The following is a 23,054-nucleotide window of genomic DNA, read 5'->3' as shown; positions in this document are numbered from 1 at the left end:
CGCGAGCACGGCATGGAGTCGCTCGAAATGATGACTTGGAGGATTACTCCTGTCCGGCGGCCAGCCGCCCGTATCCCGGCTCGCGCTTCTTGAACCAGCGGATCACCAACGAGGTGACGGGGACGAAAATAATCTCCACGGCGGTCTTGTAGAGGAAACCGACCACCACGTAGTTGATGAACGTCGGGGCGTCGGCAATGCCGATGACCGGAGCTGCGATGGCGCAGAAGATGATGGTGTCCAGCAGCTCGCCGACGCCGCTGGAACCGATCAGGCGCGCGACCAGTCCGCGTTCGCCCGTGCGTTCCTTGAGCTTGACCAGCACCCACGAGTTGGCCAGCTGGCCCACCAGGAAACCGGCGGCCGAGGCGGCAACGATCTGCCAGATCGGTCCGAGCGTACGCTCAAGGGCTTCTTGGCCGTCGTAGAAGTCGGCGGCTGGCAGCTGGATCATGATCCAGAAGCAGGCCACCGCGAAGAATGCGAGCACGAAGGTGGTGATGATCGACCGCCGCGCCGCCTTCAGCCCGTAGACCTCGGAAATGACGTCGCCGAGGATATAGGCCAGTGGAAACAGGAAGAACCCGCCATCGGTCACCAGCGGGCCTAGGGTGACGCCCTTGGAAGCGCCGATGTTCGAGAGGATGACCACCGCTCCCATCAGGGTCAGAACGGTGGAGAAGTACGGGGACCCCGCAGCGGCGAAAACCGCCTTTGAAGATGGGGGCAGAGTGGTTTTGGCGTTGGATTCGCCCATGATTATTTTCCTTGTCAAAGTGGTTCGCCAGGACCGCCCTTGGCCGATGCCGCCTCGCCACGGTACGTGGTTCGAGATGCGCAGGGCGTTCAGCATGCTGTCCCGCTGTATTAGCACTTACCCAGCAAGTATCCCATGCACCAGCACGCCCCGCCGAGTGACCTACTTCATAGTAACAATGATTCGCGTATTCAAGAGTTGCAAAAGAGACATCTCACTTGAACTTCTTTGGAACATGAAATCGAGGTACGAAGAAGCCTGGTGACGAGCCTCCCCTACTTCCGCATGAACTCGACATGTTTTTGAACGCGTTCAAAAACTCGGTAGAATCGTCCACATGACCATTCAGCCGCGCACGCTCAAAGGGCAGGAAACCCAAGCCAAACTCCTGCACACGGCGCTGGACTGCTTTGCCGCCGAAGGGTATAAAGCCTCCAGCATGCGTGTCATTGCCGCGCGCGCCGGGGTCTCGCTTTCCCACGCCTACTACTACTTCTCCTCCAAGGAGGACATCGTCGCCCGGCTGTTGCTGAATCTGCGCACCGAGCAATTCGATCAATGCCACGCCGCACTCAATGAAGGAAACACACTCGAAAGCAACATCCGTTCAGTTTTCACCTCGGGCCTGCATGTCATGCAGCCCTACCATGAGTTCGGGCCCGCATTCCTGAAGGTTCTGCTGTCCCAGGATCTGATGGACAACGAACTTTCCGCGGTGGAATTCTCCCTCTGGGAAAAAGCCGTTTCCGGCGCACGGCCGCTGCCCCCATTGGGCATCCGTAGGGATCTGCCGAAATTCCTCTGGCTCCTGTCGCGGCAGCTGTTCTCCGCCTGGGCCTACGACCAGTCAGCCAACCAGCGACGCTCGATGCTGCTCATGAACAACGCCGCGCCCGTGGTCGCAAAGTTCGCGGTGCTCTGCAGGCTGCCGGTGGTGCGCTCTTTGTTCGAAGATGTCCTGTCCCTCATGGATTCGGGAAACTCGATTCGGGATCAAGAGGAAGGCCAAGCATCGGATCCGAAGGTTTTCAAAGCTTCTTGATTCGGGCCCCTGCGCGGCAAGCGACAGCGGAGCTCCACGCCTCGCACAGGACGTTCACGGTTCGCATTCTGGCGGTGCCATGTTTTGGGCGTAAAGTCGGAAGTGACAACCGGTGACACTGGCTTCGAAGGAGTGCGATACAACATGAGCGGAACACGACGTGAATTGCCAGCCTGGACCGAGGCGTACGCGCTCCTGCGGGACCGCATCGCTTCGTTTCCCACTCCCGGCGAGATTCGTTCGGTTAACCTTGACGGCGAAGATGTCGAGGTCCTCGGATACTGGCCGGATGCCTCCTGGACCGCTCCGGCCGATGCCCAGCGACTGATCTTCCTCGGACCTGTCGACGAACAGACCGCGGCAGGCCTGCAGGATGCAGGCTGGAAGGAAACCGCGAAGATGTCGCTGCTGGCAGGCAAGCCGGAGGACGTCGAACAGGTCGTGAAACTTCCCGACACCTCGGCATTGTTCGAAGCCCCCATGAACGACTACGACGTCGTCGAGGTCACGGACTTCGATCGCCCGGTTGCCCGCGGCCGAATGCACTACGGTTCCAACTTCGGCCTGCTGTCGGATCCCGACCTGCATGCGCCCAGCGACCCCGATACCGCCCGCCGGGCGATTCTCGCGAACTTTGCCGGAGCTGCCTATGGGCACGGTATACCATGGCTGTTATTGGTCGCGTCCAGCGAAAATGCGGGAACGTTGGCCGAAGGCTGGTCCAAGGCCACCGACCTCAGCTTCTGGCAACAGGGCTAAAAGTAACCACCAGTACGCACAACCATTCATGGGACTATGACTAATACAAACACCGGAAGCAGCCCTGCGCTCACCCTGACCATCGCAGGCTCCGAGGCCACCGGCGGCGCCGGTGCCCAGGCCGACCTGAAGACCTTCCAGGAACTGGGAACCTACGGCATCGTCGCGCTGACTTGCATCGTGTCCTTCGACCCCAAGGATTCCTGGAACCACCGCTTCGTGCCAGTGGATCAGCAGGTCATCGCCGACCAGCTCGAAGCCATCCAGACCTGCTACGAAGGCAAGCTCGGCACCGTGAAGCTGGGCATGATGGGTTCGCCTGCCACGATCAACACCGTCGCCACCGCACTGAAGTCCCAGGAGTGGGACAATATCCTGCTGGATCCGGTCCTGATCTGCAAGGGCCAGGAGCCAGGCCATGCCCTGGACACCGACGAGGCGCTGAAGGCCAACCTGCTGCCGCTGGCCACCTTCGTCACCCCGAACCACTTCGAGGCCGAACAGCTCTCGGGGCTGACCATCACCTCGGAAGAGGATCTGGTGGCCGCGGCCAAGAAGATCCATGAAATCTCCGGCGCAGCGGTGCTCGCCAAGGGCGGAGTCCGCATCGCGGGCGACGACGCCGTGGACGTGTTCTACGACGGCGAGACCCTCGAAATCCTGCGCGAGAAGAAGATCGGCGAAGTCGCCGTTTCCGGCGCCGGCTGCTCCCTGGCCGCCGCAGTGACCTCCGAACTGGCCAAGGGCGCGACCCCGCTTGAGGCTGCACGCACCGCGAAGGCATTCGTCACCGAAGGCATCCGCAACCGCGTCGCCGGCAAGACTCCATTCGACGCCCTGTGGCAGGGCGGCCGCCGCTAGTCCGTCCCGCACGCGGAACCGCCGACGCCGAGGAAAACCACCGTTCTCCTCGGCGTCTGTATTTAACCACCTGACCAGACGTTCTTGGGGGCAAGCGGGCTGGCTTGCTAAAGTGGTTGAAGTATCTCAATTTGTTGCGTGCCTGGGCACGGGAAAGGGCGGTCGGCGATGCACGCCACTTTGACGCTCTGCCCGTTCGTCCCTGCGGCGGACGGGGCAACTGGCAAATAGCACGGCTTCAACTCCAGCGTTGACGGCCAATGCCTTGCTGCCCTGCATCGTTTCCGCGCCTTAGACGGGACCCGATCCTTCCCACTATTCAGCGCCTTTGGCGCGCCGTCCGGCATTCCCGCCGGGCACCGGACGGAACCTCCAAGGAATTACCATGCAGCCATTGACCGAAAAAACCATCCGCGCCAGCTTCATCAACGCCAGCCGCCAGGAAGCCAAAAAACTCACCCTGCCGGAAAACTTCAACAGCCTCGACTGGGAGTCGCTGGAATACCTCGGATGGCGCGATCCCAAGATGCCGCAGCGCGGCTACATGATCTATACGAATACCGCAGGGGAAACCCGCGGCCTGCTGCTGCGCGCCACCGACGGCGCGCGCAAGGGTGGCAGCGCCGCCATGTGCGAGATGTGTCGCGACGTCACCTTGCCGTGCGCGGTGGGAATGTTCACCACCCGCCGCTCCGGCCAGGCCGGCCGCGACGGGGACACGTTGGGCACCCTGCTCTGCACCCGTTTCGAATGCTCCGCCAACGTACGCATCGCTCCGCCGAAGGACCCCATCAATCCCGATCCCATGGCGGTCGTTGCGCAGCGCATCATCCAGCTCGATGAGCGCGTGGACAGCTTCATCCAACGCGTCTAGCTGGCCTCCGGCGGAGCAGGGAAACATGCCTTGTTCCGCCGGCGTCGCCTCCTCTGCCGATGCACTTTCCGTCACAGGCCGCGTGCCCCGGAACGGAATAATCTAAAAATTTTGGCTCTCGCACGTTGACCTATCGGCGATTCTCCGTTGAAATTTCCGCCAACTGAATATGAAAGACGGATTCAGGCCGCCCGCCGGGCCCGCAATAATTGTTCAATATCCCCTTGATATATGGCGTGCGTCACCTATGATTCCAGACTAGGGGCTTGATGCTTCGGCGGACGTCGGCCCCTGGACGATCATCATGGCACGCACCGCTTTGTCGTATCGGCCGCCCGGCCTCGGGAGCATTTCCGCTGTCCAGCTCGGCTAGGAGAATCATGGTCATACGGCGCACTGGCACACTGCCGCGCCTGCTGCTGGGATCAGCCACTGCTTTGGCATTGGCGGTCACCATCGGCGGTCCGGCAAGCGCAGTCAATATTCCACAACCTGCGGACGGGGATGAGGCAGCTTCGCTGTCCGTCACCCGCAGCGATACCCTTTCAAACCTCAAGGTTTCCAAGCCCTTGGCCAAGGCCAGCGGAGAAGTCTCGGTCTTCGTCCAGCTGGAAGGCGACGGAGCCTTCCAGGAGGTCAAGAAGTCCGGCAAGTCCAAGGATGCGGCCAAGGTCAAGAAGATCCGCTCAGAGGTCAAGCAGAAGGGCAAGGAGCTCGCCGCCCAGGCGGATTCCGAGGTCATCTACTCGACGTCCAACGCCGTGCGCGGCGTGGCATTGACCGGTGACGCAGACGCGCTCCGGGCACTGGCCGAGCGCACGGATGTCGCCAAGATCAGCGCCATTGTTCCCAAGAAACCATCCAACCGCGGGTCGGTTATCGATACCGGCGCGCTGGAGTCGTGGACGGCACTGGACAAGACCGGTGACGGGGTGAAGATCGCGGTGCTGGACACCGGCATCGACTACACCCACGCCAGCTTCGGCGGCCCCGGAACCCTGGAGGGCTACAAGCAAGCCCAGGCATCGAAGGGCCTTCCCGCTGCGGATTCTGGCCTGCTGGACCCGAAGAAGTTCATCGGCGGCTGGGACCTGGTCGGAGACAACTACAACGCCGACCCGGATGCCGACGACTACCAGCCGATCCCGAATCCTGATCCCAACCCGTTGGACTGCGAACTCGCCGGGCACGGATCCCACGTGGCAGGCACCGCAGCCGGGTACGGCGTCAACGCGGACGGCACCACCTTCACCGGCGACTACTCCAAGCTCAAGGCTGACGACGTCATGGGCATGAAGGTCGGTCCCGGTTCCGCCCCGGAGGCGCAGCTGATCGGCATCCGCGTCTTCGGCTGCACCGGTTCATCCGACGTGGTGGGCCAGGCACTTGACTACGTACTTGATCCCAACGGCGACGGCGATTTCTCCGACCGCGCCGACGTGGTGAACATGTCCCTCGGTTCGGACCACTCCCCAGTGGAAGATCCGGAAAATGACATCGTCGATGCGCTGTCGGCTGCAGGCATCCTCTCCGTGGTGGCCTCCGGCAACGCCGGCGACGTCACCGATGTGGGCGGCTCGCCGGGCAACTCCCGCAGCTCGCTCACCGTGGCAAACTCGGTCGGCTCGAAGCTCACCATGGACAAGATTCGCGTCGACGCCCCGGCAGATGTCGCCGGTGACGTGGCTGGCCAGTACTCTGCGAACTTCAATTACACCAACGCAGATCCTGCCGAGCTGACCGGCGAAGTTGTTATGGCCCCCTCGTCCAACGCCTTCGGTTGCAGCCCGTTCGAGCCCGGTTCGCTGAAGGGCAAGTGGGTCTGGCTGCAGTGGAGTGAAAACGGCGAATTCCCCTGCGGTTCCGCAGCTCGATTCAATAACGCGGAGGCTGCAGGCGCCACCGGTGTCCTGCTGGATTCCGAAGCCAACGTCTTCGACGCCGGCATCGCCGGCAACACGACCATCCCCGGCGCCCAGCTGACCTTGGATAATTCCACCAAGCTGCGCCCTGCCGCCGAGGCCGGAACGCTGAAGGTCACCCTCTCCCCCGACTTCGCCGGCGCGGCTTCCAGCCCTTCCGGTGTGCTCGATACCTTGAACTCGTCCTCGTCGCGAGGCGTGCATGGGTCCAACGGCATCGTGAAGCCGGATGTCGCCGCCATGGGTACCCAGATCGGTTCGGTCGGCGTGGGCACCGGCAACGGCGTCGCCGTCATGTCCGGTACGTCCATGGCCACCCCGCTGGTTGCCGGCATTGCAGCACTGGTGCTTGAGGACACGGATCTGACGCCGGCCCAGGCCAAGAGCATCGTGATGAACACCGCCGCCACCGACATCAAGGATGCCGACGGCGACGTCTACGGTCCGAACCGCGTGGGCGCCGGCCGCGTCATGGCAGACAAGGCCATCTCCACTCCGGCCTACGCCTACGCGTCCAAGGACTCGGATCTGACCAGCGTTGTCTTCGGGGTTGTCGAGCTTGAGGGCAAGAAGAAGTACAAGGCCAGCCGCGACATCACGGTGAAGAACACCAGCAAGAAGACCCAGACCTACGCGGTGAAGTATGTACCTGCCACCGAGATTCCGGGTGCCACCTACAGCCTCGACCGCCGTTCGGTGACTGTCGCCCCGGGCAAGAGCACCAAGGTCAAGGTCACCTTGCAGGTTGATCCGAAGCGTTGGGCCAAGACCATGGATCCAACCATGGACGCCCAGCAGTCGGGCCTCGACCGCGCGTGGCTGGCAGACGCCACCGGACGCGTAGAGCTGACCAGCAAGTCCGCGCCAACCCTGCGCGTGCCTGTCCAGGCTGCTCCGAAGCTAGTCGCCGACATGTCGGCCAAGGTCAAGAAGGTCAAGAACGGCAAGCACGATTCGGCTCTGGAACTTTCGCTCAAGGGTGATGACGTCATCGCGGGCCAGGGCCCAAGCCAAGTCTTCTCCCTGATGGGAGCCTTTGAACTGGGCGCTAGCAGCAAGCGCGGCCCGTCCTCGCTGGACGCCATTCCAGGCGCACGGTCGATGGACCTGCAGCACGTCGGTGCCTCGACCACAGCTCCGCGCACCGGTGTCGCCGACGGTCTGCTGAATGTCGGTATTTCGACCTACGCCAACTGGGCTCACCTGGCCGGCGGAACCGAGCTTGATGTCGAGATCGACACCAACAACGATGGCGAGGCCGACTTTGTCAGCTTCACCACCGCGATCGACGAGATCGATCTCGATCTGGTGGCAACCTTCGATTTGAAGACCCTCCAGCAGGTCGACCTGCAGCCGGTCAACGGCGTACTGGGCGATGTGGACACCAACAGCTTCGACACCAACACGGCAATCCTCCCGGTGTCGCTGGCTGCTCTGGGCCTGACCGAGAAGTCGTCGGACATCTCCTACCGCGTGGCGAGCTACTCCTGGTACAACACCAACGAGGAGGGTTCGATGGTTCCGATTGACGAGACCGGATGGGTCAAGTTCAATGTGACCGCTCCGAAGGTCGACTTCGGCGCAACCGGAACCTTGTTCACCGACCTGGACGACACCCGCCTGCCAGTCTCGGTTGCCCGCAACGCCAAGGATGCCAAGGCGCTGCTGCTGCACCTGCACAATGAGTCGGGCGAACGTGCCCAGGTGCTCAAAATCCGCTAGGACCGCAGGCTCCCAGCCAGCGTCCCAGCAATAGACCGGCCCGGACGGCTTCTTCGCGAGTAAGAAGTCGTCCGGGCCGCCGCCTGTTAAAAACGATTCCCCCGAGGTGCAGTCTGGCTATCTTCCTTCCAGCTTCTCCTCCAGCACCATCACCGCCGCCTCGCGGACCTGGGCAGCGAACTGCTTGTCGGATTTGGCTTCACGAGCCAGCGCCGCGGCCATCGTGACGGCGTCCGAAGTATTCACGCACAGCGGCACGGTGCCGCCGGCCGCAACGAATTTCACCGCACGCTGCCCCACCGAAACGCTCGACACCTGTTCCGCCTTGCACAGGTCATCGGAGATGACCAGTCCGTCGTATCCCAGCTTGTCGCGCAGCAACCCGGTGATCACCTTGGACGAAAATGGCGCGTCGTTCTTCCCATCGATCTGCGTGTAGCGGGCGTTGGAAACCATCACCCAGGACAGGTCCTGCGCAATCGCTTCCTTGAAGGGCTCAAGATCCTGGGACCCGGCGCCAACCGATGTGTCAGTGACGGAGCTTGAGGTGTCGGTATTCGCGGTGACTCGCCCCAGCCCCGGGAAGTGCTTGACCACCGGCTGGACACCTTCGGCCGCCAGCGCCTGGTTGATCGTCAGCACGTCCGCGGCGGCATCCGCGGCGTTGTTCGCATACTCGCGGCCGAAGTAGCCGATCGGGTCGTTGGCCGTGCCGATGCTGGAAGGAACCACATCGGCCACTGGCGCCAGGTTCACGTTGATGCCTGCCTCGGCCAGTTCGCCGCCAACGGCGGACATCCTTGATTTCAGCGTGGCCTGGGACCAGGCACCCTGTGTCAACGCAGTGGGCAGTTCGGTGAACCCGGGGCCCTGCAGGACTCGGACGAAGCCGCCTTCCTGGTCGGTGGCCACCCATACCGGCAGCTTGCCCGGGACATTCCGGTCCAGGGCGTCGGTGATTTTCCGGACCTGCGCCGCAGTTTGGGAGACCGAGAGCTGCGAGCGTCCGCGCAGGAAGACATTCGAGATACCCTGCTCCTCCAGCGCGGCGATCTGCGCTGCGCCGGCGCCGGTGGCTGGAACACCGGCCATCACCAGGCTGGCCGCCTGGTCATCCAGAGTCATCTCATCAACCAGCGCCTCGGCCTGCTCCCGCACGCCGGATCCGCCAGCGGGCGTCGAGGACTCGGTGCCCTGGCTGGATGGCGCTGAGCTCTGCTCCGGGCCTTCGGTCGGAGTGGAGGACGGCTGCGGGCTTGCGGACGCTGAGCTGCCCACCCCCGGTGCAGACGTTGCGGACGCGCTGGGGGTGGGGTTCTGGTTGCCGGGCTGGGCGGCGCTGCAGCCGCCCAGCACCAGGACGGAAAGCATACCCAGCGAAACAAGCCGGCACGTACAAGGTGTCATGGGAACATTCTTCCATTCGATCCTGCGAGGAAACTTGGCTTGGCGGGCCGGGAATCTCAGGCCTTCACCAGGGGCAGCTCGTCCCACTCGGTGGTGTAGCGCTGGGAGATGTGCTCCCGCTTCATCGACCATGCCGGAGCCTGCGCGATCCCCGCGCGTCCAAGGCCAATGGCCTTGGCCCCGAATCGCGCCGAGATGTCCTGCACCACGCCCGAGACGTTCACCGGTTCGTGCTCCGGATCATTCCCGCCCTGGCCGAAGAGGTCCAGCTGCGCTTCGCCCGGGGAGTCGCTCAGCCCGGAGAGGATGACTCCGCCGCGCACATAGTCCACGCCGGTGTGCATCAGCCCGTTCATGGCGGCCACGGCCAGACGCGTCAGCAGGATCGGGTCGCGGGTGGGTTTGGGCAACCGCACCTGGGTGCTGGGGAAGGAGGCCTCCCCCTGGGCGAAGCGGCTGGTCCCGGCCATCACCGTCAGCAGCGACGCATAGCGGCCTTCCTTGGCCAGGCGCGCGGCGGCCTTCTGCGCGTAGATGGACATGACTTCTTCCATGGCTTCGCGCGTGCGCACCGGGGAGGAGAAGGATCGGGTGAACATCACCTGCCCCTTGTCTCTGCGCTCCTCGACCGGGCCGATGCATCGTTGCCCGTTGAGCTCGAACACCGTGCGTTGCAGGACCACCGAGAATTTTCGCCGGATCAGCATCGGATCGGCTGCTTCGAGGTCCGCAATGGATTCGATGCCCATGCCGGCCAGCTTGGCGCCGGTCTTGCGCCCGACGCCCCAGACATCCGTGGCTGGCACCAGCGACTTGATCCGTGCGAGCACGTCCGGGTCCATGAGGTCCTGCACGCACACCCCGCCGAGGTTCGCATTGTGCTTGGCGACGTGGTTGGCGAACTTGGCCAGCGTCTTGGTCGAGGACACCCCGACACACACCGGGACCCCGATCAGGCGGTCGATGGACGAACGGATCTGCGCGGCCGTGGTACGCACCTGTTCCAGGCCGCCCTCCAGTCCGACGAATGATTCGTCGATGGAGTACACCTCATGCCAGGTGCCGAAGCGGCCGAGCAGTTCCATGACCCGCGCCGAGATGTCGCCGTAGAGTTCGTAGTTGCTTGAGCGCACGGCGAGGTTGTGGGTTTGCATGTAGCGCTGCACCTTGAAGAACGGCTCGCCGGTCCCGATGCCCAGGTCCTTGGCCTCCTGGGAGCGGGCCACCACGCAGCCGTCGTTATTGGAGAGCACCACAACCGGCCGGTTCATCAGCGAGCGGTCGAAAACACGCTCGCAGGAGACGTAGAAGTTGTTGACGTCGACGAGCGCGACGTGTTCACCGGACATGGTGCAGGCACCTCGTGACCACTCCGAAGACGCTCACGTCGTCTCCCTCGGCGAGCACCACCGGCAGCGTGGACTCGTCGCACAGCAGCCCGACCCGCTGTCCGTCGATCTGCCAGCGGCGCACCAGCAGCTGGCCGTTGAGCGTCAGGACCACCACGGAGTTGTGGCGCACCGGCATCGAGCGGTCCACGATGATCTCGTCGCCGTCGTAGATTCCGGCGGACTGCATGGATCCTCCGCCCACGCGCATGATGAAGGTGGATACCCGGTCCTTGACCAGCAGGCGGTTCAGGTCGAATCCGCCGTCGAAATAGTCGCGGGCGGGGGAAGGAAAGCCCATCGCGGAGACCGCTTGCACGGGCCCCTGGCTGGCGCCTTCCGGCACGTACGGCTGCGCATCTGCCACCGCTGTCTCACCTGCTTCGATCCATCCCACGGAGAATTTATTCGCATAAACTTTCGAACAATTGGAATTGTACCCTGTTTGATCGACACCGTGCCGACGACTATTTGTGAAGCCCAAAATGGCCAGGACACACGGCTGCACCTACGCTGGGAGAGCGCGGCATCCGCAGCCCGCACCGTTCCAGCCAAGGAGTACCGTGAAAATTCTGCTGATCAGCTGCGGCGACGTGGCCACCGAAGCCGGGCTGCGCTTCGCCGCCCTCGGCCACGAGGTGACCGGATGGCGCCGGAACAGCTCCAAGCTGCCCGCGCCGCTGCACGGCCAGGACGTCGATTTGCAGGGCGACGAGCCCTGGCCGCGGATCGACCCGGAAACCCGGATCGCGGTGCTCACCCCGGTGCCTGCCAGCCGCGACGTGCCGGGCTACGAGCGGGCCTACCTGCAGGTGGCCGACAAGCTGGTCGCCGCACTCAAGGAGCAGGCGCCGCAGCTTGAGCGCATCATCTATGTTTCCTCCTCGGCGGTCTCCGGCGGAGACCACGGAGACTGGGTGGACGAGTCAACCCCTTCGGAACCCAACCGCGAAACCTCGGTGGTGCTGGCCCGCACCGAGCAGGCACTGCTCGATTCGGGGCTGCCGGTGACGGTGCTGCGCGCTTCGGGCATCTACGGACCGGGACGCAACCACCTGATCACCCAGGTGCGCAACGGCACCGCACGGCTGCCTTTCGGATCCCACTGGACCAACCGCATCCACCGCGACGACCTGGCCCGGGCCATCGTCCATGTGGCGGAACTGGGCGACCTCGCCGAGCAGCTGTATCTGGTGACCGACAACGAACCGGCGCAGCTGGAGGACATCTTCACCTTCCTGGCCGGCGAGCTGGACCTGCCGGTTCCCCCGGCGGCCACCGAACCCGCCGCCCGGCGCGCCGCGGACCGCAGGATCGATAACTCCAAGCTGCTGTCCACCGGCTTCACGCTGGCATTCCCCGGGTACCGCGAAGGCTACCGCTCGGTGCTGGCCGGGGAATCATCGCGCCACCCCTGAACAGCGGTTAAACGTATACGAACCGGCTTGCACGACCCGAATGGGTGCGTGCAGGCCGGTTCGCCTTTTCACGTTCCGGGTGTGGACCGAAACGGGCTAGAAACCCTTGCGCAACGGGTTGAAATGGCGGGAAATGGCCGGTGCGGCCTGGCCGGTGATCTGGGCGGCAAGGATCTTGCCGGTCAGCGGGCCGAGGGCAACGCCCCACATGCCGTGCCCGCCGCCGACCGAGACGCGCGAGGAGGAGGTCTGGCCAACCAGCGGCAGGCCGTCAGCGGTGCACGGGCGTCCGCCGACCCATTCTTCCTTGCGGTTCTCCCAGTTGATTCCCTTGTAGACCGGGGTGGCCGCGGCCACGATGGCCTCGATGCGCTTCGGTTCCAGCTTGTGGTTGACGTCGCGGAACTCCATGGTGCCGGCCACGCGGAAGCGGTCGCCGAGCGGGGTGCAGGCCACGCGCTGGGACGGGAAGTAAATCGGGTGGGTCGGCATGCTCTCCGGTTCCACGGTGAACGAGTAGCCACGGCCTGCCTGGACAACCACCTTGACGCCGAACTTGGCCGCCAGGTCGGTCATCCATGCGCCGGTTGCCAGCACCACGTGGTCGGCGGTGATGGCGCGGCCCTCGGAACCGATCACGGTGACCGATCCACCGTTGTCGCGCACATCGGTGACGTTGAAGGCGCCGATGATGTCGCCGCCGCGGGCGACCACGGACTCGGCGAGCGATTCCATGAACTTCGGCGGGTTCAGGTAGCGCTGGCCCTTGATGGCGATGCCGGCGGCAACGTTGTCCGACAGGGTCGGCTCGATGCTGCGCAGCTGGTCCCCGGAAAGCAGGTCGAAGTCGACATGGCCACCGGTCTTGTGGATCATCTCGAACTCATGCAGCAGCGCGTCGCGGTCCTTCATGGAAACAAAGCCGGTCAGGAACGGGTCTGCAGGCTTGGTCAGCTCGCGGGCGCCCGGTCCGGCGGAGGTGTCTTCGGCGATTTCGTCGAATGCGTCCAGGCCGGTGTGGCCCACCTCGGAGAAGATGCGCATGGCTTCTTCCCACTTCTTCGGGGTCGAGTGCCAGGCGAAGCCGAGCAGGAAGCGCAGCAGCTTCCCATCGGCCTTCAGCGGAATGTAGAGCGGCGAAGCTGGATCCAGCATCATCTTCAGGCCGTTGGAGAACACCGACGGTTCGGCGATCGGCAGGGTCAGCGCCGGGGTCAGCCAGCCGGCATTGCCCCACGACGAGCCGGAGGCCACGCCGCCGCGGTCCACGACGGTCACCTTGACGCCGGCTTCCTGCAGGTACCAAGCGGTCGACAGGCCAACGAAACCTGCGCCTACAACTACAACATGATCAGGAACAGCTGCACCCATGATCCACACTCCTAAGTTTTCAGAGCCCCTCCACACGGGGCCGTCGCAACTCACTTTTGCGTGAAACAGGGCGAAAATCAACGAGTCCTGAGGATTCGACGGTGAGCGAGGACACACCAACCTGTGATCTGCGTTTTATACGGAGATCAAACTCAAGCGCCGTATTTATTTCGGCCAATCACACTTCGACGGATAGAAAGCCTCCGGAGCACCGTTGATTCGCACAGTTGTGGGTCGAGGATTTTGCTGCCTGCGTAGACTGGAGTGGAATCATCTTTCCTGCCTAGCTAAGGAAAATCAGCAAACTTATGGCATCACGCAAACCAGCCAAGAAAAAGCAGTCGCAGGGCCATCCAGCCCGCCGTGAAGGCGCAAGCTCGGTTCCCTTTGAATCCGAGGTCCGACAGGATCTGCAGCCTTTCAAGTCCCAGCTCTTCCGCCATTTCCAGGAAGAGGGCCGTCCTGCCAGCGAAACCCGTGCGGCGCTGGAAGGGCTGACCACGCTGCTGACCGTGCACGCCCAGCTGCGCAAGTCCGTGGACGTGAAGACGCTTGACCCTGAAGTTCTCGGCGAACAGCTGGGCCATCTGTCGTCGCTGGGCAAGGAAGTTGCCGAGGCCAGCGCCGCGATCCTCAAGCACTATTTGACCTTCCTGGGCACCACCGCCAACTTCGGCGGCAGCGTGGATGACTTCAAGCAGACCTTCGAGTTCCTCTCCCGCATGGCCGGCGATTCGCCGATCATCGCACCGTTCCTCGAAGACGACGAGGCAAACGCCGCGCTGGAATCCATGCCTTACGTTTATGCCGCCCGCGAGCTGGTCAACTGGGTCGGCGAAGGCAAACCCACTTCGCCTTCGGGCGTGCTGACCGGCCAGACCCTTCAGGATGCGGCGTCCGCACTGGGCCTGCTGGTCACCGTCGACGAGAGCGCGGAACCCGCGGCGGCCGGATCGGTCCTCTGGGAGCCGGAAGACGGCACAACCGTATCCAGCCTGGCCGAAGTCCCGCGCCTTTCGGCCTACTGGGACGCGCTGATCGGCACCGCCATGCTGCGCTACCAGGCACCGAACGCCATGCCGACCGAATCTTTGGCCCAGGCATTGCTCGGCTCGACCGGCCCCGGCTCACGCCTGGTCAAGGAACTCATCGCGGAAGTCCTCTTCTCGCACGTGCTGATCAATACGCTGGAAACCCCGGGCCAGTCGACCATCGCGGAAATGACGGCCGGCGTGCTGAGCAACGCGGCCTCCAGCACGCCTCCGCGCACGGAGTTCGCGCTGCAGGTTCCCACCACCGACGACCTGCCGGAAGAGCAACACCACCTGATCCCGAGCCTTGAGATTGTCGTCCCGCAGGTCGAAAGCCTGCTGCGCAATTTCGAGCGCGAAGGACTTGTCGTGATCGACGAGGAGATCACCGTCCCCGTCGTACTGCGCTCGGCGCTGGAACGCGCGCTCGCCAAGGTTTCCGACCACGTACTTGGCGGCAACGCGGAATCCGAGGATGCTGAGGCCGATGTGGCCAAATAGGGCGCATCGCGGAAAACCTTAAAGGCTGAAGGAGTGCGACAGATGCGTCGCACTCCTTCAGCCTTTATTTCCTTGAACAACCCATCCGCTAGATGCTGCGGGTTGCCAGCTCGCTTGAGTGGCGCGGCAGGCGGTCGAACCACGGGTTCTCGCCTGGCTTGCCGACGTTCACGATCAGGAACGACTTGTGGTTGTTGTCCGCGTTGATGGCCTGGTCGACAGCAGCCTTGTCGAAACCGCCCATGGGGCCGGCAGCCAAGCCGACGGCGCGCACGGCCATGATGAAGTATCCGGCCTGGAGCCAGGCATTGTTGTTGCCCACCGCGGTGCGCACGTCGGGATTCTCGAACATGGACTTGCGCTCTGGAGCGTGGGGGAAGAAGCTCGGGAATTCTTCATGCCACTCGGTGTCGAAGGACAGCACCGCCAGCGCAGGCGCGGTCAGCGCCTTCTGCGCATTCGTTCCCGACATGGTTCCAGCGATGGTTTGCCGTGCTTCGTCCGATTTGACCCAGGTAATGCGAAGCGGCTGATTGTTCATCAGCGTAGGACCCATCTTCATCGCGTCGTAGATGGCATCGAGGGTTTCATCGGATACTGGCTCATCGCTGAATGAATTCGCGCTGCGGGCTTCGAAGAAAAGTTGATCGGCGGCAGCCGGATCGATCGAAAGTGCTTCGTAGATGCTGGATTCAGCTTGAATGGTCATGGGCTCGCTTTCGCAGTTTTCACGGATCCTTGGTGAATAGGATATAAAGTTCCCGTGCCGCTATTGCCGCTTTGTGAACACTGTCACTAGAATGCGCATAAGCCCTGCGTTATAAAAGGTACGTTACGTCACTTGCGGACAACGGCGTGCGATGGGGGCACAACGCCGATGAAAGATCGTCCGCTCAGTAACGCAACGTACCTTTTAATCACCTTGGTCCTTCGTGGTGCCACTCGCAAAACACCACCAAGTACCTAACCGGTGATCGGTCTTCACCGATACATCTATAACTTATCGTGTCTGCAAGAATTGCGAAATCATACTTTAGTAGGAGGGTAGGCCTAGAACGGGATACTGGCCGTCAAAATCCAGCGCCCATTGCGCTCTGAAGTATTGAATCTTCCACCGAAAGCCTTCATGCGGTCCTCCATGCCAATGAGTCCGCTGCCGCCAATTGGCAGCGAGTTCTTAGGGCTACCCAGATTTGGTACCTGATTAGTAATTTTAAGCTTTGCTTCCGTGCCTTGGGCCGTCAGTGAAATCGAGCATTCACCGCCCGGCAAAGCATGCTTGATGACGTTAGTCGTTGCCTCTTGCATAACCCGATAGAGTGCGGTCTGCGCAGAGCGCGGTAGTTCGGAAATTTTTTCTTCGGTGTGAGATGACACAACAAAGTTTGCTTCACGGAGCCGTTGGGAGAAAAGTTCGACGCCCTGGACCGCATAAACCGTGGTTGCGGCTGGCTTGTCATTAACGCTCACTGCCGGGTCTGCCATGGTTCCGTCAGTACGCAGAACGTTGAGCATCAAGCGCAAGTCATGCAGGGTTTCGGTACTGAGTTTGGCGATGACGTCAATAGCATCTAAGGCCATCTGTCCGTCATTGGCGAATTTTGCCGCTTTGGATTGCATCGCGACCACGGTGATGTCGTGAGCCACGATGTCATGGAGATCGCGTGCGATATTCTTTCGCTCGGCTTCAATGGCTTGTCGCGCTCTTGCGTCGGCCTCTTCCATTTCCTTGCTTGTTCTCGCGTTCCTCTCCCGCAAGACGAAGATGCTCCGAGTTAGGGCGAATGCCGATAACGCGAGGGGAGCAATGAGCACGAGCAATATGGCATCATCGCCAGCTCGAATGATGAACTGAATCATCCAGCCCACCAAGATGGTCAAGTACCAGACCCGGATGTGTCGCGACAGAGCCGTAGCCGCCAGAGCTGAAAAAATTACTGCTGAAAGCACCATCCAGATCAGCAGCATTCCATTACCAAAGAAGAAGAACGCTGTTGCCAGATATATACCCAAAGAGGCAGCTACCCAACGGCGCCCAATTATGAGCGCGATGCACAAGATCACTCCCGACAACGCCCCACGGATCGAGGTGCTAGTAGAGGCAACGAAACCATCTTGCAGGATCGAGATAATCTCAGTTGCAGAAACTGCTAAAAGTGCTGCTACCCCTAGCAAAATAATGACACCCCGACCAGAAAACTGCTTGGTCAGGGTGTCTTTAAGTCGTGCTTTCATACGCCGAATACTTCACTGGCAGAGCCATGAAGTCAAGCGGATACGCTTAGCCGCATGCAAGGCCGTAGTTCTTGCAGAACCAAATAGAAAGGTCGTTGCCCCAGCCAGCAGGCGTTGCAACTGCGCCACCCTTCGAGATCAGCTGGCTGCCAGCGGTTGCGGCCGATGCCGGAGCTGCAACTGCAGTAACCGGCGCGAGTACCAATGCCGCTACCGCGAGCATCTTCAGTGCCTTCATAACACACCCCATGTTTGAGTATTCTTATATATAGTTTCGAGTGAGCAGTCCGGACCTGGCCTGCAGTATCTTTCTAAGGAAACTGATGGAGCAGATCAAAGTGCTCATCGTCGACGACGAGCCTCTAATTCGGAATGCGCTGGGCACAATCCTAGCAACGGATCAGAGAATTGTAACGCTTGAATCTGTAGATAACGGTTTAAAAGCGGTTGAATTTTGCCGGGACAATGAAGTCGACGTTGTTCTGATGGATTTGCAGATGCCGATCATGGACGGCGTCGAGGCCACACGCGAAATTAAGACGGCTCGAAACAGCCCTGCAATCCTGGCCATCACCGCCTTTTCCTCGGACGATTACCTCGTCCCCGTGCTGGCTGCCGGAGCCGGAGGCTACTTGGTCAAAGACACCGAACCGGCAGAGATCATCAGCGCGATCCATGCGGTCCACAACGGCACCGCAGCCATTTCCCCCTCGGTGTCTTCGGACCTCGTCTCCGCAATTCAATCGGCATACCGGGACACCAGTCAGGAAGTCCGGGATCTGATCGAGGATCTCGGCCTCACTGCGCGAGAGGTGGAAATTCTGAACCTTCTGGCGAACGGACTTAATAACACTGAAATCAGCCGAAAATTGAAGATTTCAGAAGCCACCGTAAAAACGCATATGGCCAAGATCTTCTCCAAGCTCGAAGTCCGCGACCGCGTCCAAGCGCTGGTCGCCGCTACACGCATGGGTCTCATCGAGATTCCACGCGATCAGTAAGCCGCTTCGCCGATGGTGAAATAGGTCTCCTAACACGCCTTCCCGGCAGGTGCCGGGAATAGATTTGCGCCGAATACGTTGAACATGAGCATAGACCGCTCAAGTTTCTACTAGGAGGCTCACTTGCCAGCATTCTTCGGCTCACCCGACAACGGCTCGTTCGAGGAATTCCTCTCCCGGTTCCTTTCCTCGCGCGCTCAAGCTGCCCGGCCGATCGATATCACCCGCCTGCTTTCCACACGCACCCATGAGGCAGTCACCACCGCAGCCTCGATTTCGCATGAGCACGGCCATGACGAAATCGATTCGCTCCACCTTCTCATCGCGCTGCTGCGCACCGAACCCATCCGTTCGCACCTCGAAGCCATGGGCACGGACATCGAGTCCCTGTCCAAGGACGCCATCGCCCACCTGCCGCAGAGCCAGGACCAGCAGGAGAAGCCGACCCGGCTTTCCTCCGCCGCACAGCGCAGCCTGTTCGACGCCTACCAGGTGGCGCGCAACTACGGTTCGACCTACATCGACCCGGACCACCTGTTCCTTGCTTTCGTCTTCAATCCGGAATCCCCCGTCAGCAACCTTCTGGCCCAGCACGGGATCACCGGCCAGTCGCTGCAGCAGGCAGCCATGGAGCAGGTCCAGCGCGCCCAGTCCGGCCAGGCGCAGGACGCCGAGGAGTCCGACGTCTCGATGCTGGAGCGCTACGGCACCGACCTGACCGCATTGGCCGCGGACGGCCAGATCGACCCGGTCATCGGACGCGACGACGAGCTGGCCCAGGTCATCGAGATCCTGGCCCGCCGCACCAAGAACAACCCGGTGCTCATCGGCGAAGCCGGCGTGGGCAAGACCGCCATCGCCGAGGGGCTGGCCCGCGCCATCGTGGCGGATGAGGTCCCGGAGCAGATCCGCGGCGCCCAGCTGATCTCCATCGACCTGCCCGGCATGCTCGCAGGCACCCGCTACCGCGGCGACTTCGAGCAGCGCCTGACCGGCCTGCTGGAAGAGGTCGCCGACGCCGAGGGCCAGGCCATCGTCTTCATCGACGAGATGCACCTGCTGGTCGGCGCAGGCTCGGGCGAATCGGGCAACATGGACGCCGCCAACATCCTCAAGCCGCGCCTGGCGCGCGGCGAACTGCACCTGATCGGCGCCACCACGCTGGACGAGTTCCGCAAGGTGGAGAAGGACTCCGCGCTGGCCCGCCGCTTCGGCAAGGTCACCGTGGAGGAGCCGTCCCAGGAGATCGCTCTGGCGATCCTCGAGGGCCTGCGCGAATCCTACGAGGACCACCACCAGGTGCAGTACACCCCTGAGGCGCTGAAGGCCGCGGTGAGCCTGTCGGCCCGTTACCTGACGGACCGCCGCCTGCCGGACAAGGCGATCGACCTGATCGACATCGCCGGCGCCCGCCGTTCCATCGCGGCCGGGGACACCGAGGACGTCCAGGGCCTGCGCGCCGAGCTGGTCGATGCAGAGCGCGACAAGGCCCGGGCGATCTCCGAGGAGCGCTTCGAGGACGCCGGAGCCTGGCGCGACCATATCACCGCGCTGAGCGAGCGCATTGCCGCGGCGGAGCAGGCCGGCGACGCCGGTATCACCCGCGTGGTCGACGAAGCCCAGATCTCCGAGGTCATCTCCCGCTCCACGGGCATCCCGGCCTCGCGGATCTCCGGAGACGACAAGGCGCGCCTGTCGACGCTGGAGGAGTCGCTGCACGCCTCGGTGATCGGCCAGTCCGAAGCCGTGGCCGCGGTGGCCCGCGCGGTGCGCCGCAACCGCACCGGTCTGTCCCCCGTCCAGCGCCCCATCGGCTCCTTCCTGTTCCTCGGCCCGACCGGCGTGGGCAAGACCGAGCTGGCCAAGGCCCTGGCGACCAATCTGTTCGGCTCGGCCGACGCGATGATCCGCGTGGACATGAGCGAATACGGCGAGAAGCACACGGTGGCACGCCTGATCGGAGCGCCTCCGGGCTACATCGGCCATGACCAGCCCGGCCAGTTGACCGAAAAGGTGCGCCGCAACCCGTACTCGGTGATCCTGCTCGACGAGATCGAGAAGGCCCACCCGGACGTGTTCAACGTGCTGCTGCAGGTGCTCGACGACGGCCGGCTGACCGACTCGGCCGGGCGCACCGTGGACTTCTCCAACACGCTGATCCTGATGACCAGCAACCTGGGCGGCGAGTACCTGGCCAACAAGGCTGGCAACTTCGGCTTCACCTCGGCCAATGCGGCCAGCGAGGCCGGGGAGATCCGCGCCAAGGTGATGGGCAAGGTGCGCGAGTTCATGCGCCCCGAGTTCCTGAACCGGCTGGACGAGGTGCTGCTGTTCAGCAAGCTGAGCCAGTCGGAGATCGGGCAGATCGTCAAGCTGGTGCTGGCCGAAACCGGCGAGCGCCTGGCCGACCAGGAGCTCTCGCTGGATGTCAGCGACGCCGCCGTGGCCTGGCTCGCCGACGAAGGATACGACCCGGAGTTCGGCGCCCGCCCGCTGCGCCGCCTGGTGCAGCGCAAGGTCCAGGACGCGATTGCCGACCTGCTGATCAACGACGCGGTCTCCGCCGGGGACACCATCGCCGTGGACTACGCCGACGGGAAGCTGAAGGTCGCCAAGCAGGTCGCGCCCCCGGCTCCGCCGGCAGCCGAGGAAAAGGTCATGGACTTCTTCGGCAGCTAGCCAGCGCAGCCAGGCCAGCGAAGGGCGGCCTACGGGAACCGGCAATGGTCCCGCAGGCCGCCCTTCGCCGTCCCGGTCAATTGCTTGCGTTGCCCTACCCAAGATCCCCGCGCCCCGGTAGGTTGGTACCCATGGCGAATATCGGCATGATCACTCTCGATACCCTGGACGAGCAGTCGGCGGCTGCCTGGTGGCGGCTGGTGCTGCACGGCGAATACGCGGGCCAGTACCCCGGCTTCACCATGCTCTCGATTCCCGGGTTCCCGGCCAGAATCGGCTTCCAGCAGGTCGACGAGGTGACTGAAGGCAAGAACCGGGTGCATCTGGACCTTGAGGCCAAGGCCGACCGTGCCAAGGAAGTCGGCGAGCTGCTGGCGGCCGGGGCCACCCTGGTCGAGGAGCACACGGATGACCCCGACTTCGGGTGGAGCGTACTGCGTGACCCCTTCGGCATCGTCTTCTGCTTATCGGATCCCCACGGGGACTAGTCTCATGGGCCTTTTCTCCAAGAAGTCCGCGCAGCCGGCAACCCACCGCATCGATGTGCATTTCGCGCAGCCGATGACCGTCCGCCTGCGCCAGCAGCAGGAGCAGGCCCTGCTGGAAGTGGCGGCGGCCAAGCAGCAGTGCGCCGCGCGCGTGGTCGCTTCGGGAACCGCGATCTCGGAGCACGAGGAACCGCTCTCCAGCGATGTGCAGTTCGAGGTCTCCTGCCCGGACCTGAAGAAGCTGGTCGCGGCCTTGAGCGGTTGGCTGGTGGCCAACGGGCTGGCGCGCGGTTCATGGATCGAGGTCGACGGCGAGCGCACCGCGCTGGGCACCAGCGAATACGTGCTGCTGCGCACCCGTCTGGCCGAGGAATCAGATGCGGATCTGGAGGCAACCGTGCTGGCGCTGCACCGTGCGCTGGGCGACGGCACCATCGGATGGCATGAGGATGTCTATTTCCGCTTCGACGGGCCGGTGTTCGTCTTCAACGGCGACTCCGCGCAGGCGATCCTGGACGCGCTGGGCGGGGAACTTGTCAAGCACCCGCTGCTCCGCAAGGCCGAACTGGTGGCAGCGACCCCGGCCAGCTAGCGTATTTCCGGCCGCGTTCGGCGAATTGTTCACTTTTGCGTGCAAAGAAGGCTCTTCTCGGCCGTGCACATAGACTGGAGATCCTGCCATATCCTTGGAGGTCGTCATCCGAAACCGCATTCTGGGCCTGGCAGTCGCCGCAGCATTCCTGCTGTCTGGTTGCAGCTCCACCCCGCCACAGCAGCCCGAGGTGGCTCCCCCGGCAGTGGGTTCGACCGCGTCGAGCCCTGCCGCCGAGGCCGTAGCACCGTCATCTGCCCAGACCGCAGAACAATCGGTGGAACCACTCCGGAATTCCGGGCAGGACTGGGCCGACGAGAAAATCCAGATGTGGGTGGACAATTCCGGGATCAAGTCCACCAAGGGATTCCTGTACCCCTACAACTTGATGACCGGCTGGACCTCGCCCAAAGCCGGAGTCATCGACATCAAGCTCGCGAATGACATGGTCTTCAACAAGGACGGAATGCAGGAGTCCTACCAAGGGCCGACCGATGAGCTTCGATTCATGGGTCTGATCATGTTCGAGAGCATCGGCAAGGACTCGCCCGAACTTGAAACCATTACGTTCTCCACCGAAAACAACAAGTACTCAGGCACCTACACCCGCGCATTGACCGGGGCCGATCCGGAGGACCGCGAAGCCTGGGCGCAGGAGAAATACGTCCAATGGCTGAACAGCATGAACGACACCTACGAATCGTTCTGCAAAGCGGAAATCACCAGCCTCAAGATCTACCGTCAGTGCATTCCGAGCGATCCGCATGCCTACATCGACAAAGTTGAATCTCCCGCACCCGGTGAACTTATGGTAACCCTCGAGGATGGACCATGGATGGACGGCACCTACGATTTGCCGGCATCAGGGTTTGTATCCAGCAACATGATGATCCGCATCACCGAAAAGAACGACGGTCTGCAGCCTTTGGAGAAACTGACCGTCACAGCACGCGGCGGCGAAGACACCAGCGTCGAAGAATACGATGAGTCCATCAATGGCTAAGCC

At 62.6% G+C, this 23,054-nt stretch carries 20 protein-coding genes; 12 read left to right on the top strand and 8 right to left on the bottom strand.

Features of this window, described 5'->3' with window-relative positions:
* Positions 1–43: 43 nt before the first annotated feature.
* A complete protein-coding gene (locus C1H84_RS13435) occupies positions 44–757 on the bottom strand; it encodes a queuosine precursor transporter (RefSeq protein WP_047118037.1) in 714 nt (237 codons plus the stop codon).
* A gap of 337 nt (positions 758–1,094) precedes the next feature.
* Here C1H84_RS13435 and C1H84_RS13430 point away from each other — a divergent pair, with 337 nt between their 5' ends.
* The 5 genes from C1H84_RS13430 to C1H84_RS13410 all read left to right on the top strand — a co-directional run bounded on the left by C1H84_RS13430 (position 1,095) and on the right by C1H84_RS13410 (position 7,937).
* Complete coding sequence (locus tag C1H84_RS13430; protein ID WP_113607645.1) at positions 1,095–1,799, top strand: TetR/AcrR family transcriptional regulator; 705 nt, start codon at positions 1,095–1,097, stop codon at positions 1,797–1,799.
* A 144-nt stretch (positions 1,800–1,943) separates the two neighbouring features.
* A complete protein-coding gene (locus C1H84_RS13425; protein ID WP_146956074.1) occupies positions 1,944–2,558 on the top strand; it encodes a hypothetical protein in 615 nt (204 codons plus the stop codon).
* A 36-nt stretch (positions 2,559–2,594) separates the two neighbouring features.
* Complete coding sequence (locus tag C1H84_RS13420) at positions 2,595–3,419, top strand: hydroxymethylpyrimidine/phosphomethylpyrimidine kinase (RefSeq protein ID WP_113607643.1); 825 nt, start codon at positions 2,595–2,597, stop codon at positions 3,417–3,419.
* A 385-nt stretch (positions 3,420–3,804) separates the two neighbouring features.
* Positions 3,805–4,293, top strand: coding sequence for an FBP domain-containing protein (locus C1H84_RS13415; RefSeq protein ID WP_047118042.1), 489 nt, complete (start codon positions 3,805–3,807; stop codon positions 4,291–4,293).
* A 380-nt stretch (positions 4,294–4,673) separates the two neighbouring features.
* Positions 4,674–7,937 (top strand): S8 family serine peptidase, encoded by a 3,264-nt coding sequence (locus C1H84_RS13410; RefSeq protein WP_113607642.1) that lies wholly within the window; start codon positions 4,674–4,676, stop codon positions 7,935–7,937.
* Positions 7,938–8,054: 117 nt separating this feature from the next.
* Here C1H84_RS13410 and C1H84_RS13405 read toward each other — a convergent pair whose 3' ends face one another.
* The 3 genes from C1H84_RS13405 to C1H84_RS13395 are packed head-to-tail and all read right to left on the bottom strand — an operon-like array spanning position 8,055 to position 11,129.
* On the bottom strand, positions 8,055–9,344 hold the full coding sequence (locus tag C1H84_RS13405; RefSeq protein WP_181728140.1) for a glycoside hydrolase family 3 protein: 1,290 nt from the start codon (positions 9,342–9,344) through the stop codon (positions 8,055–8,057).
* Positions 9,345–9,400: 56 nt separating this feature from the next.
* The gene (locus tag C1H84_RS13400) at positions 9,401–10,693 is read right to left on the bottom strand and encodes a Y-family DNA polymerase (RefSeq protein WP_113607640.1); all 1,293 of its coding nucleotides are present in this window, start codon (positions 10,691–10,693) and stop codon (positions 9,401–9,403) included.
* Entirely contained in the window at positions 10,683–11,129 is a 447-nt protein-coding gene (locus tag C1H84_RS13395) for a LexA family protein (protein WP_244910907.1), read from the bottom strand. The genes C1H84_RS13400 and C1H84_RS13395 overlap by 11 nt, the downstream gene beginning before the upstream one ends.
* A 166-nt stretch (positions 11,130–11,295) precedes the next feature.
* On the opposite strand from C1H84_RS13395, the gene C1H84_RS13390 reads away from it, so the two are divergent.
* Complete coding sequence (locus tag C1H84_RS13390) at positions 11,296–12,150, top strand: NAD-dependent epimerase/dehydratase family protein (protein WP_113607639.1); 855 nt, start codon at positions 11,296–11,298, stop codon at positions 12,148–12,150.
* 96 nt (positions 12,151–12,246) lie between these two features.
* On the opposite strand, the gene C1H84_RS13385 is transcribed toward C1H84_RS13390, so the two are convergent.
* Positions 12,247–13,521: an NAD(P)/FAD-dependent oxidoreductase gene (locus tag C1H84_RS13385; RefSeq protein WP_047118047.1), complete on the bottom strand. Its 1,275-nt coding sequence runs from the start codon at positions 13,519–13,521 to the stop codon at positions 12,247–12,249.
* A gap of 308 nt (positions 13,522–13,829) precedes the next feature.
* Here C1H84_RS13385 and C1H84_RS13380 point away from each other — a divergent pair, with 308 nt between their 5' ends.
* Positions 13,830–15,053, top strand: a complete 1,224-nt coding sequence (locus tag C1H84_RS13380; protein ID WP_113607638.1) for a hypothetical protein — start codon at positions 13,830–13,832, stop codon at positions 15,051–15,053.
* Positions 15,054–15,141: 88 nt separating this feature from the next.
* Here C1H84_RS13380 and C1H84_RS13375 read toward each other — a convergent pair whose 3' ends face one another.
* From C1H84_RS13375 to C1H84_RS18035, 3 genes are all read right to left on the bottom strand, one after another.
* Complete coding sequence (locus C1H84_RS13375; RefSeq protein WP_047118049.1) at positions 15,142–15,762, bottom strand: malonic semialdehyde reductase; 621 nt, start codon at positions 15,760–15,762, stop codon at positions 15,142–15,144.
* 341 nt (positions 15,763–16,103) lie between these two features.
* A complete protein-coding gene (locus C1H84_RS13370) occupies positions 16,104–17,288 on the bottom strand; it encodes a sensor histidine kinase (RefSeq protein WP_113607637.1) in 1,185 nt (394 codons plus the stop codon).
* 46 nt (positions 17,289–17,334) lie between these two features.
* Positions 17,335–17,526 carry a hypothetical protein gene (locus C1H84_RS18035; RefSeq protein ID WP_146956072.1) on the bottom strand — a complete coding sequence of 64 codons (192 nt, stop codon included), beginning with the start codon at positions 17,524–17,526 and terminating at the stop codon, positions 17,335–17,337.
* Positions 17,527–17,611: 85 nt separating this feature from the next.
* On the opposite strand from C1H84_RS18035, the gene C1H84_RS13365 reads away from it, so the two are divergent.
* The 5 genes from C1H84_RS13365 (at position 17,612) to C1H84_RS13345 (ending at position 23,051) form a co-directional block, all read left to right on the top strand.
* Complete coding sequence (locus tag C1H84_RS13365) at positions 17,612–18,289, top strand: response regulator (RefSeq protein WP_053797285.1); 678 nt, start codon at positions 17,612–17,614, stop codon at positions 18,287–18,289.
* 123 nt (positions 18,290–18,412) lie between these two features.
* Complete coding sequence (locus tag C1H84_RS13360; RefSeq protein WP_113607636.1) at positions 18,413–20,968, top strand: ATP-dependent Clp protease ATP-binding subunit; 2,556 nt, start codon at positions 18,413–18,415, stop codon at positions 20,966–20,968.
* A gap of 131 nt (positions 20,969–21,099) precedes the next feature.
* Positions 21,100–21,456: a VOC family protein gene (locus C1H84_RS13355; RefSeq protein WP_113607635.1), complete on the top strand. Its 357-nt coding sequence runs from the start codon at positions 21,100–21,102 to the stop codon at positions 21,454–21,456.
* Between the two features lie 4 nt (positions 21,457–21,460).
* Positions 21,461–22,048, top strand: coding sequence for a hypothetical protein (locus C1H84_RS13350; protein ID WP_113607634.1), 588 nt, complete (start codon positions 21,461–21,463; stop codon positions 22,046–22,048).
* Positions 22,049–22,142: 94 nt separating this feature from the next.
* Positions 22,143–23,051, top strand: coding sequence for a hypothetical protein (locus C1H84_RS13345; RefSeq protein ID WP_113607633.1), 909 nt, complete (start codon positions 22,143–22,145; stop codon positions 23,049–23,051).
* Positions 23,052–23,054 lie beyond the last annotated feature (3 nt).

The organism is Glutamicibacter soli (assembly GCF_003309065.1).
GTDB lineage: Bacteria > Actinomycetota > Actinomycetes > Actinomycetales > Micrococcaceae > Glutamicibacter > Glutamicibacter soli.
The sequence above is the reverse complement of the archived record's forward strand: the minus strand, read 5'-3'. Positions and strand labels throughout refer to the sequence as shown.